The 11,216-nt window shown below is 58.4% G+C and carries 7 protein-coding genes and 3 pseudogenes; 3 read left to right on the top strand and 7 right to left on the bottom strand.

Going from position 1 to position 11,216, the window contains the following annotated elements:
• Nucleotides 1-27 precede the first annotated feature (27 nt).
• Complete coding sequence (locus tag OH491_RS03875; protein WP_068769250.1) at nucleotides 28-1,872, bottom strand: purple acid phosphatase family protein; 1,845 nt, start codon at nucleotides 1,870-1,872, stop codon at nucleotides 28-30.
• Between the two features lie 347 nt (nucleotides 1,873-2,219).
• Here OH491_RS03875 and pelA point away from each other — a divergent pair, with 347 nt between their 5' ends.
• Nucleotides 2,220-3,392, top strand: coding sequence for a pectate lyase (gene pelA, locus OH491_RS03870; protein ID WP_068769251.1), 1,173 nt, complete (start codon nucleotides 2,220-2,222; stop codon nucleotides 3,390-3,392).
• A 619-nt stretch (nucleotides 3,393-4,011) separates the two neighbouring features.
• Here the strand turns inward: pelA and OH491_RS03865 are convergent.
• The 6 genes and pseudogenes from OH491_RS03865 to crcB all read right to left on the bottom strand — a co-directional run bounded on the left by OH491_RS03865 (nucleotide 4,012) and on the right by crcB (nucleotide 9,365).
• Nucleotides 4,012-4,200, bottom strand: coding sequence for a hypothetical protein (locus OH491_RS03865; protein ID WP_068769252.1), 189 nt, complete (start codon nucleotides 4,198-4,200; stop codon nucleotides 4,012-4,014).
• Nucleotides 4,201-4,206: 6 nt separating this feature from the next.
• The gene (locus OH491_RS03860; protein WP_342750865.1) at nucleotides 4,207-5,235 is read right to left on the bottom strand and encodes an MFS transporter; all 1,029 of its coding nucleotides are present in this window, start codon (nucleotides 5,233-5,235) and stop codon (nucleotides 4,207-4,209) included.
• 3 nt (nucleotides 5,236-5,238) lie between these two features.
• Nucleotides 5,239-6,532 (bottom strand): annotated as a pseudogene (eno, locus tag OH491_RS03855) (phosphopyruvate hydratase).
• 384 nt (nucleotides 6,533-6,916) lie between these two features.
• A pseudogene (locus tag OH491_RS03850) lies at nucleotides 6,917-8,389 on the bottom strand (DUF190 domain-containing protein); the annotation flags it as partial.
• 211 nt (nucleotides 8,390-8,600) lie between these two features.
• Nucleotides 8,601-8,964: pseudogene (locus OH491_RS03845) on the bottom strand (DUF190 domain-containing protein).
• A 2-nt stretch (nucleotides 8,965-8,966) separates the two neighbouring features.
• Nucleotides 8,967-9,365 (bottom strand): fluoride efflux transporter CrcB, encoded by a 399-nt coding sequence (crcB, locus tag OH491_RS03840; RefSeq protein ID WP_068769256.1) that lies wholly within the window; start codon nucleotides 9,363-9,365, stop codon nucleotides 8,967-8,969.
• A gap of 275 nt (nucleotides 9,366-9,640) precedes the next feature.
• On the opposite strand from crcB, the gene OH491_RS03835 reads away from it, so the two are divergent.
• Nucleotides 9,641-10,111, top strand: a complete 471-nt coding sequence (locus OH491_RS03835) for an IS630 transposase-related protein (protein WP_342750864.1) — start codon at nucleotides 9,641-9,643, stop codon at nucleotides 10,109-10,111.
• Nucleotides 10,015-10,581: an IS630 family transposase gene (locus tag OH491_RS03830; RefSeq protein ID WP_068769258.1), complete on the top strand. Its 567-nt coding sequence runs from the start codon at nucleotides 10,015-10,017 to the stop codon at nucleotides 10,579-10,581. The genes OH491_RS03835 and OH491_RS03830 overlap by 97 nt, the downstream gene beginning before the upstream one ends.
• Nucleotides 10,582-11,216: the final 635 nt, after the last annotated feature.

Raw genomic sequence — 11,216 nt, 5'->3', positions numbered from 1 at the left:
TTTTTATAAATCCAACCCAGACGGATTTTATTTTTCGATGACGAACTCGTCACGCAGTTTTCCATCCACGCCATACGCGCGGTAAAGCAGCGTCCGGTCCTCGATCTTGATATCGAGTATCTGCCAGGTGGGCACCTTGGTGAAGCCGACCTCGGTATAGTCATGTTTTTCCTGTTCGTATAATTTGGTCCCGGAGACAGTGATAAGATAGATTGTGCCGCCGGCGGGTTTCCCGACACGCCGGCCTGCGTTCATCGGGTAGGTGCGCAGGTAGGCGTGGTCGTGGCCTTGCAAGGCGAGGTCCACATGATAACGGTCGAAAATCGGAACCCAGTGCTTGTTTATGTCCGGATACGACCGTCCGGAGCGAGAAGCGTAGGCGGGATGGTGATAGGAGACGAATTTCCAGAGCGCCTTGGTGTCGCGGAGTTGCTGCTCCAGCCATCCGGCCTGCTCGGGAATATTTTTGTTGGAGTCAAGCACGATGACCAAAGCATTGCCATATTCAAAGGAATAGGCGCGGCCCGGGTCGATATTTTTCGGACCATTGTCGCGGACAGCGAAAAAGCGTTGATACAAAAGAGGTTTTTCCCCTTGATATTCGTGATTGCCGATCACGGGCACGATAGGGCGGCGGTCGAAGAGACCGGTAGCGTTATGGAAGAGGTCATCCCAGTCGTCACGCTCGTTTCCGCGGGTCACCAGATCGCCGGCCATTATAACAAAGGCGGCATCGGGGCGTTGTTTCACCGCGTCTTTCATCATGCGCCCCCATTCCAAGAAACCGTTCTGGGCGTCGCCGAGATAAATGAACGAAAACGTCTTTGGCCGCCCGGGAGCGGTGGTGAACTCAACCGGCTTTATCCAGCCTGCGTCAGTGTCGTCGCCGATAGTGTAGGTATAAGTGGTGTCGGGCTTGAGTCCGGTGAGTCGGACGGTGTGCAGGTGGATGACAGGATCGTTGGCGATGTCGTTTGTCACGAATTCTTCGGTGGTCGCGGCGATCTTTTGCGCGCGGCCAATCTTGATCGGGGATGATTTTCCTTCGGCGAGCGCAAGCGCGCCCCGGGTTGTCGCGGCGTTGGTGCGCCAGCGTATGGTCTGCGTTGTGTCCGGCTCGTCCGTCCATGTGAGAAGGATATTGTCAGGCTTCGTCGAGCTGGGATAGGGGCTGAGGCGGAATTCGCGGTAGAGCTTGCCTTTGTCACGCATGGAGCGCTGCGTGAGGATTAGCGTGCGACCAATGAACTCGTCCGGGGCCTTGGAAAGACGGCGTTCGCTGTCCACATAAAGGCGCTCCTTCAGGGCCACCTTACCGAGTCGCAAGTGACCTGGATAAAGCTCCGAGACTTCGGGCTCCGGGCCGTTTTTCTCCGCCGGGGTGATGACCACCGCGTAATTCTCAGGTATGCCTGAAAGCGACGGGAGACCGAGACCGACATGCCCGGGCGAGAACTGACGTGACCATGTTTCGTATTCTATCGACGAGACGTTCCAGCGTCCCTCGCCACGGATGAAGCCACGGTTATTCAGCCAGAACGGATCTCCTTTCTTAACGGTTGGGATTACCACATGCACCCATGCCGGTTTGGAAATATGAAAATTGATGAATGTCGTGCCGAGCAGGTGCCTCTCGTCGGCAGTAAGCTGGGCGGTTAGTTCATCCAGTGACATCGCCGCCAGTTTTTCGGTGCCGCATACGTTGATCAAGCGCTCGCGGGTTGCAGCCATGGTGTCGTGGAACGACGGGCCATCCAACGTATGCGCAGCCGAGCGCGGCGCGTTGATGAGGGCGGACGAGCCGAGCACGGCGATGGTGAATGCAATACAAAACGGTTGATTTCCCGGGCTGAGGACGCGGCGTGCGATCATGGGGAGAAGAATTGGTTCAAAAGCGGATGGGTCGGTTTCACCAAAAAACCGCGATCGGAAATATGCGGAGTGGTCGGATTTGTGCGAAAGAAGAGAGCTGCGGGAGGGGATTGGGGCGCTCGTTCAGAAAAACGGACACGATACCGAGTCGAGCATCGGAATGAGGTCATGACGAGCCTTATTTTTCCTTTTCCTGGACCATCTTATATTTACCAGCAATGGAATTTTTTTGTAACATTATTAAAATTAATGAGATACGCCTAATGAAATAGAACATTAATGCCATTTATTTCATTTCATCTTTTCTTGCAATCCACGCGTTCATATCTCGTCATGCGGATGTCATCATGAGCTTGCTCCGCCGCCTTCCGCTATTTTTGTTCCTCGCACCCTGCCTTTTCGCACAGGAACCGCCATTTCGTCTCGATGATATTGGTGGGTTTCAGGACAGCGCCAACCATTGGCGCAAAATCAAGAACGACAGCTATGTCATTCAGGCGCTCCCGAATCAGCCGCGCTACAAGGTTTATCAGGTCAGTCAGATCGCGGCAAACATACTGCTTTTCCAGCGTGCGAACGGCGGCTGGCCCAAGGACTACGACATGCTCGCCATTCTCACCCGAGAGCAGGCACAGATGGTGGCCGCCACCCGCAACAAAGACGACACCAGTTTCGATAACCATAACATTCATCCTCAGGTCGCCTATCTTGCGAAAGTTTTTTCCGCAACGCGCAAGGAGGATTATCGCGCCGCGTGCCTGCGTGGGTTCGATTTCATGCTTGCGGCTCAGCTAAAGGGCGGCGGGTTTCCGCAACGTTGGCCAAATCCGCGCTCCTTCCATGCCCACATCACTTTCAACGACGGTGTGATGATGGGCATCATGAACGTGCTTGATGACGCTGCCAAAGGAGCCAATGGCTGGGACTGGCTTGACGATGTCCGACGAAAAAAAGCCGCAACCGCTGTCGAGCGCGGCATCGCCTGCATTCTCGCCATACAGTACCACCAGAAAGACGGAGTTCTGACAGGCTGGGGGCAGCAGCATGATCCGAAAACCGGCCTGCCCTCTGACGGACGTGACTTCGAACTGGCTTGTATCACTCCGCAAAATACAAGCGAGATCGTCAGTTTTCTCATGAAGATCGACAATCCCGATGACGCCGTCATTCGCTCCATCCAAGCCGCTGTGGCTTGGATGGAGCGAGTTCGCCTCACCGGCATGAGAGTCGAAAAGTTCAAGGCACCAAAGGCGAAATATCTGCGCCACAACACCGATGAGGACAAACGCGTGGTCGCCGATCCGTCAGCCAGTCCCATTTGGGCACGCTGTTACGAAATGGACACTGATCGTCCTATCTTCTCCGGCCGCGACGGTGTAAAAAAGTACGATTTCAATGAAATGGATCGCGAGCGCCGCACCGGCACGCCTTGGTTCGGAGAGTATCCGAAAAACATCCTGAAAAAGGACTATCCCGCTTGGTTGAAACGCAACCCGCACGCAAGAAAAGTCGAACCTTGAGCGCACAGAGCGCCAATCGAAACACTTAATCACATGAAGAAAGGATGTATTTATAATTTTAGTCACATGTCCCTGTCGCATCAATTGTAATAGTCAGACTTCATTCTGACTACTATAACGTAGCCCTGCGGCTGGTTGAGTTGCCACGAACCTAGTCCAAGTTGGCTATTTTCAATGTTACGCCAGTCGTCCACAGCCGCGCAGCCTGCTGCTCGATTTTATCAGCAAGCTTTTGCTCTTCTATAGGTGCCGCTACCGCCACTTGTAATACATCATTCTTTGCTGCCCACGACGGCCCCTCGCGCTGGAAAATTACCGAGGACGGCGTGTCGGTTGCGGCTAACGCCCCGTGCTCGCCCCTCTATTTCTGCATGCACCAATCGAATCAGCGAATGAAAACCAAGTGGACCCTGTTGCGAGCCAATGCTCCGACGCGAGAATACATTCCAAGCCGTTTTCGGCTCCGCGAGCGACGAACGGTTATGTTCGCTTGTCTACGAGCGCGGCTGTAAAGAAGCGTAGTCAGCTCGCGCGATCACGCGCACACGTTAATCTTCGGCAGATCGCGAAGCTGAAAGCCGAGCGGAGCGCGTAACCCTCGCGCATCACGGTGGACGGATCACCCGGACGCCTTTTTCGCGTCTTCCGCCGAACCTGCTCTGAGAACCAAGAACGCCCCGGTTGCGAACAGCACCGCGCTGTAACTAAACGCGACCGAAATCCCGAACGCGCTCCATAGCGCACCCACAACCACGCTCGAGAGAAAATCTCCCACTCCGTTGACGGTGGCGAGGACGCCGAAAGCCATGCCATGCTATTCCTCGCCCACCAGTTCGGCGCAGAACGAATCCTCCAGCGTTTCCTCGATGGCGACATAGACTCCGCCGAGAATGAAAACACCGGCCAACACCCAAAGTCCGAGCGGCAGCGCGACGATCGCGAGCGCCATCAGCGCGGCCAGCCCATAGCCGGACGCAAGCAGCTTTGGCTTGCTCACGCGGTCGGCGAGCCAACCCGCCAGAAGCGCGAAGCCCGCATAGAAAACATTGTGCGCGACGTAGAGGCCGACCGCGGCACTGGCGGCCCCGGTTGTGCCCAAGGTCGGCGAGAGTGATTGCGCCGCGAGCAGGATGAGCAGCGTGTGCGCGAAGTCGCCTGCGCCGAACAAGCCGACTGCGACAAGAAACTTGCGGTAACGCACGGGCAGTTGGCGCAGCCCATCGCGGAACGACACGCTGGCCACACGCGTGCGTTGCTTTTCCTTCACGAGAAACACGATGGCAGCCACCGCCGCGAGGCCGGGCACGAGTGTCCAGAAGAAGAGCCGCGCGTAGTCGTGCCCGAGTGCGTTGAGCAGGAAAAACGCGGTCGCTGGACCGACAATGGCACCGAGCGTGTCCATCATGCGCTCGAAACCGAAAGCGCGTCCGTAGGTTTTGCGAGTGACGGCCGCGGCGAGCAGCGCCTTGCGCACGGGCGTGCGTGTGCCGCGACCGAGCCAGGCCGTCGCGCGCGCGAGCAGGACGTGCCACGCCGTCGTCGCGAGTCCGAAGCCGGCCGTGCCCAGCGCGGTGACGAGGTAGCCGATAACCATGATCGGCTTTCGGCGCGGCAGGCGATCCGTCCAGTGGCCGGAGGCCAGCTTCGCGAAACTCGACAATCCATCCGACACGCCTTCGATCAATCCGACCCAGGCGGCGGCGACACCCATCGTCGCGAGAAACGCCGGCATCGCAGTCGTCGCGATCTCGTGCGACCAGTCGCTGAGCAGCGACGCGAGCCCGATGCCGAGCACGGTCGAGTTCAGCCAACGCGGACAAGGACTTTTGCCGGAGGGCTCCATGGTTTACGCGGCAGGTTGGCCAAAGCGGGCCTTTGTGCCCAGTTCGCGCTCGATTGCAAGGATCCGGTTGTATTTCGCGACGCGTTCGGAACGGCAGAGCGAACCGGTCTTGATCTGGCCGGCGCAGGTTCCGACCGCGAGGTCGGCAATGAAGGTGTCTTCCGTTTCGCCAGAGCGGTGTGAGATGACCGCGCCATAACCGTTCTTCTGCGCCAGAGCGATGGTCGCGAGCGTCTCCGACACGGTGCCGATTTGGTTGAGCTTGATCAAAATCGCGTTGGCGATCCCGTCGCGGATGCCTTCGGCAAAATCTTCGGGTTGGTGACGAAGTTGTCGTCTCCGACGAGTTGAAGTTTCTTCCGAGCGCCTTGGTGATTGCGCGCCACCCGTCGCGGTCCTCCTCTCCCATGCCGTCCTCAAGCGAGACGATGGGATACTTCCTCACCCACTGGCGATACAGCGCGATCATGTCGGCCGGTGTCTTGCGAGAGCCGTCGGTCTTTTTGAAGACGTAGGAACCTTCGTCGAAGAACTCGCTCGCCGCCGGATCGAGCGCGATGGCGATATCCTTGCCGGGCGTGTAGCCCGCCCCGCGAATCGCCTCCACGATGATGGCGACCGCCTCATCGTTGGATTTCAGATTCGGAGCGAAGCCGCCCTCGTCGCCGACCGCCGTCACGAGCCCGCGTTTCTGCAGGAGCTTTTTCAATGTGGAATGTCTCCGCGCCGTATCGCAGCGCTTCGGAAAGCGTCGGCGCGCCGATTGGGAAGAGCATGAACTCCTGAAAGTCCACGTTGTTGGTCGAATGCGCGCCTCCGTTGAGCACGTTCATCATCGGAACCGGTAGGACGAACGGCGCGCGGGCCTTCGCACCGTGCAGCCGACGCAAGTGGGCGTAGAGCGGAATACCGACGCCTGTGCGGCGGCACGGCAGACGGCCATCGACACGCCGAGGATCGCATTGGCCCCGAGCTTCGCCTTAGTTTCCGTGCCATCGAGTGCGCACAACAGCGTGTCGATCTCGCGTTGTTCGGCCGGGGACTTTCCGCGCAACTTTGGCGCGATGATCTTGTTCACGTTGGCCACGGCCTTCAGCACGCCTTTTCCGCCGTAGCGCTTGGCGTCGCCATCGCGCAGCTCCAACGCCTCGCGGATTCCCCTCGAAGCCCCCGAAGGCACGCACGCGGTCGCGACGATCCCATTGACGAGCGTGACCGTGACAGCGACGGTCGGATTGCCGCGTGAATCGAGAATTTCCTGCGCGACGACACCGCGAATAACGGATCTGGAGTTCATGGTTTTCGATTTCATGGAGCGTTGCCCTTGCGGGATTTTTTCAGGGTGAACAGGAACACGACTGTAACCGTAACGCCAGCTGCCCAGCCGTAGTGCAGAGCGTTGTGGGCAAACCGCGCGAGCGGACGAAGCGCCGCATCGGTCGGGCCAAAGAACGTGAGCCCGAATGCGGTTACCAAGGTCGCAGAAACACCGCGACGAGAGTAGAATGAGCGTGGCTGGTTTCATTTTCGTTCGGAGAGTTTTGGGAGCTTTGCCGCACCATCGATCACCTCGTCGGGCGAGGTATCTTTCTCGATCACTTCGCTGCCGCGCATCCCAGTGCTGGACGTGTTTGTAGACTATGGTCTTGCCCTTGAGCAAAGCGCCGTGGCGACGGCAGAACTCTTCGAGCTTGTTCTTGTGGTCGATGAGCTCGACGCAGAGGGTCAGGTTCGGGTTCGAAGTCTCGACGCCCTCTGCCTGGACGTTGCCACCGTTGGTGAAACCGTAGTGCGTCATAAACGCGGCGGCGTTGTTCAGTCCGGCGGCTTTCGCGGCCTTGATGATTTCCCGATAGATGGGCCTGGCGTTGAGTTTGTCCCAAAAGCCCTTGGCCGGAAGCCGGTCGCGGGGCGTGAGGTAGATGCGGATTTTACCGATCTCGCGGGTGACGATATGGTGGCTTTTCATGTTTTCGTGGTTGAAGGAGTCTTCGCTTAAGAACGGCAGCCGCTCGGCGAAGGCGGACAAGATCGGAGCCGAGGCTTCGCCGCGCAATTCGCGCAGTTCGCGCAGCGTGAGATCGGGAGGCAGCGAAGCGCGGTTCTTCTTCGGCACACCGAGACGTTGCGCCATGTAGATGCCGGAGTGTCCGCTGAAGTAATATGCGACGAAGCACGCGACTCCGAAATAGAGTGTGTAGTGCGCACCGAAGAGTTCGATGCCCATGATCGTGCAGGCCAGCGGCGTATTGGTCGCACCGGCGAACACAGCGATAAAGCCGAGTCCGGCGAAAAGATCGACCGGAGCACCGAGGAATGCAGCGAGGGTGTTTCCAAGCGCAGCGCCGATGAAAAACAGCGGAGTGACTTCGCCGCCCTTGAATCCGGCTGCGAGCGTCACCGCCGTGAACAGCAGCTTCCACCACCAACTCCATGGCGTGGCACCGCCCTCTTTGAAGGCCGAAAGCAGCGTCACGGACTCGGGCGTGCGTCCGTGCACGCCGAGCCCAAGGTAGTCGTGCGTGCCAGCGAGATAGACGAGCCCGATCACCAACGCTCCGCCCAATGCGGCACGAAGCGGCGCTGACGGCGCGATCTTCTTGAGGCCGTATTGCAGACCGTGCGTCAGCTCCGCGAAGAGTTTGGCCGTGAGACCAAACGCCATCGCGGCAAGTACGACCTTGGCGAGGAGGGGGCCATCGAACGTCGCATGGAGGCTCGCGCCGTCGGCTATCCCGATGTGGTAAATCGAGTGATGAAGGCCCCACGCCGAGCAAGTGAAGTCACCGACCATGCTGGCGACGAGCACGGGGATGAGCGCGTCGTATTGCAGGCGCCCGATGACGAGTACCTCCATCGCGAAGATCGCACCGGTGAGCGGCGTTCCGAAAACCGAACCAAATCCTGCCGCCACGCCGGCCATGAGCAGCACGCGCATGTTCTCCGTGCCGAACCGGCAAAGGCGACCGTAGGCGCTCGCCAGGCTTCCGCCCATCTGCACGGCCGTGCCTTCGCGGCCTGCCGAACCACCAAACAGATGCGTGGCGAGTGTGCTCACGAGAATCAGTGGAGCCATGCGCGAGGGCACGCCGCCGCCGGGTTCGTGAATCTGATCGATGATGAGGTTGTTGCCGCCCTCGGCGGATTTGCCCACCCGCTGGTAGATCCAACCGACTACGAGGCCCGCCACCGGCAGCAGGATCAGCAGCCCTCATGTTGCCAATGGAGGTGTGTCACCGCGTCCAGCGACCAAAGGAACAGCGCACTCGCCGAACCGGAAAGGATGCCCACCGGGATAACGAGCAACGTCCAGAGAAGGAGCTGTCGCAGGCTTAGGCAGTGTTCCCGAATATCGAACAACGACTTCACGACGCGGCGTCCTTCTTCTTTGTCGCGCCGTTCTCATGGCGGTAGTGAATCACGCGGACCTTTTCGAGGGTGACGAGTCCGCCGCCCATCATGGTGTCCAGAATCGGCAGGAAGGCATTGATCTTCGCCTCATCGTCGACGATCTCGACGATGATTGGCAGATCGCCGGAGAGCCGCAGGATCTTGCCGTGCGCAGACGACTCGCCGCACCAAATCCCATCGGGCTGCGGAGTACGGTCGCACCAGCTGGCCGGTTTCGCGAACCTTAAGCACGATGGCTTCGTAGAGCGGTTGTCCCTCGTGGCGGTCGGATTCGCCGATAAAAATGCGTAGGAGTGTGGATTCGGTCGGGATCTGCATGGTCAAGAACCCTTCATAGTGTCAAGCCAGGCGGCGCAGAGATGCCCGAGCCACACGGCGAGGAAACAAAGTGTGAACGTACCCAGCGCGTTGGCGCCGGTTCGGAACCATTCGCCATCGCGGGCGAGGGCTAGGGTCTGGAGGCTGAACGACGAATAGGTCGTGTAGCCGCCGATAATTCCCGTCATGAGAAACTGCCGGACGGTGCCGCTCACAAGGAGGCGCCCCTCGGGAGCGGTGAACTGCGCGATAAACCCGATCAGGAACGAGCCCGAGATGTTGATCACAAACGTGCCCCAAGGGAACGTCTCGCCAAAACGATGTGCAATCAGGCCGGAAAGCGCGAACCGCGCTACTCCACCGAGACCACTGCCGAAAAATATCCAGAAGTATAGAGACATGATGATTCCTAGGGCGTCAGTTCGCCGTAGGAGTCATCAGCGCCAACTTTCGTCGGGCAGTTTTCCCGCAGGAAGCGGGTTGGCAGAATCCATTACCAAAAAATTAGGATGGGGAATGTACGCCTCGCGGCAATTCCAAATAACAGGACAAGACAGCGCGTTCGTAGTTAGGCGAAGACAGGCGTATTCCGGTAGGTCAGAAAATACCCCGATGTTGCAATTATAGCATTTCAAATAAAGTTGTAACCTAAAGGGAGAGAGATAAAGAAGAGAGGATGAAGAAAGCGATATCGATGAATCTGAGAGAGAGGATAGTGGAGGCGTATGACGGGAAGGAGGGGAGCAGGGAAGAGGTGGCGAGGAGGTTCAAGGTGTCGTTGGAGCTGGTGAAGAAGCTGCTCAGGCAGAGGAAAAGGACGGGGGATTTGAGGCCGAGGTATAGGTATTGCGGGAGGAAGGCGAAGGTGCTGCCGGAGCATGGGCAGGCGTTGAAGCAACTGATCGCCCAAGAGCCGGAGTTGACGCTGGCGCAGATGAAGGAGCGGCTGGGGCTGGACTGCACGATTGGGGCGATCCACTGGGTGCTCAAGAAGATGGGGCTGACATATAAAAAAAGACGCTCCATGCGGCTGAGCAAAACCGGGCGGACATCGCGAAAGCGCGCCGCCGATGGAGACGCGGCCAAAGCGGGCTCGACCCGGCCCGGCTGGTCTTTATCGACGAGTCGTCGGCCAAGACGAACATGACGCGCTTGCGCGGTCGCGCGCCCAAGGGCCAACGACTGGTCTGCCATGCCCCGCACGGGCATTGGGGCACCACCACGATGATCTCCTCGGTGCGGCTGGACGGCACCACCGCCTGCATGACCATCGAGGGTGCCACCAATACCGAGGTCTTCCAGTCCTATGTTCGCGAGATACTCGTGCCCACGCTTCGGCCCGCAGACATCGTCGTCATGGACAACCTTGGCGCCCACAAAAACGACCGGACGCTCGCCCTCATCGAACAAGCTGGCGCACAGGTCCGTTTCCTTCCCGCTTACTCTCCCGATCTCAACCCCATCGAAATGATGTGGAGCAAGGTCAAGGCCCTCCTTCGCAAGGCCCAGGCTCGCACCCACTCCGATCTGCTCAACGCCATCGCCTCGGCCTTGCTCGCCGTCTCCCCTCAGGATGCCCTCGGCTGGTTTTCCGCATGCGGTTATAACTTTATTTGAAATGCTATAGCTCCAGACGGGTTCTGGGCATTGGCGTTGATGGGCAGACTGCGCACAAAACTCGGAGGGATTTCAACGCCTTTGCACCCGTTTGAGTTCGGAAATGGTGCGAATGATGCCGATTCAGGCATTTGGGCGCGCGCTATGCCTTTCGGTTTATGACTGGTAGAGAATTCTTATCCATAAAAGTTCTTCGCCATTTTGAGTGGAAGACGGGGAACGGGAAGCTGGCGGAGTGGAAGTAAAGCATGGCGATGAGGTTGTCCACGGAGCGGAAACTGCGAGCTTTGCGTTTGCCCACGCTGTTGAGTCCCTCCGAAGGCATTGGTGATGCGGCCTTCCCCATGGGCAAGGATGCCTTCGCCTCGTCTTTTCAGAGTTCGTTTCAAACAAACATAGGGACCAACATCGGCAACCTCAGTTCGCCAAGCTGCCTATTCCAGAAGCGGCGTCATGTAATGCGGTCACAAAAGCCACAAACAAGCGAACGCTGGCGGATGTGATTGGCGGCCTTATTGGAACTTTACAACCCATTGATATTTAGTGGGAAATTGAAACATTAACCGCCTCGCAGCTTTGTCCCCGACCCGTGCGTGCGATCAGGTGTCCGCCTACCAATTTCCGCCAAGAATAGG

Origin of the sequence: Termitidicoccus mucosus (assembly GCF_038725785.1) — a bacterium.
Taxonomy (GTDB): Bacteria; Verrucomicrobiota; Verrucomicrobiia; order Opitutales; family Opitutaceae; genus Termitidicoccus; species Termitidicoccus mucosus.
The sequence above is the reverse complement of the archived record's forward strand: the minus strand, read 5'-3'. Positions and strand labels throughout refer to the sequence as shown.

Coding starts and splice junctions, on each gene's coding strand:
- crcB (WP_068769256.1), bottom strand. CDS start 9,365: ATGTCTCTATACTTCTGGATATTTTTCGGCAGTGGTCTCGGTGGAGTA.
- OH491_RS03835 (WP_342750864.1), top strand. CDS start 9,641: ATGAAGAAAGCGATATCGATGAATCTGAGAGAGAGGATAGTGGAGGCG.
- pelA (WP_068769251.1), top strand. CDS start 2,220: ATGAGCTTGCTCCGCCGCCTTCCGCTATTTTTGTTCCTCGCACCCTGC.
- OH491_RS03875 (WP_068769250.1), bottom strand. CDS start 1,872: ATGATCGCACGCCGCGTCCTCAGCCCGGGAAATCAACCGTTTTGTATT.
- OH491_RS03865 (WP_068769252.1), bottom strand. CDS start 4,200: ATGGCTTTCGGCGTCCTCGCCACCGTCAACGGAGTGGGAGATTTTCTC.
- OH491_RS03860 (WP_342750865.1), bottom strand. CDS start 5,235: ATGGAGCCCTCCGGCAAAAGTCCTTGTCCGCGTTGGCTGAACTCGACC.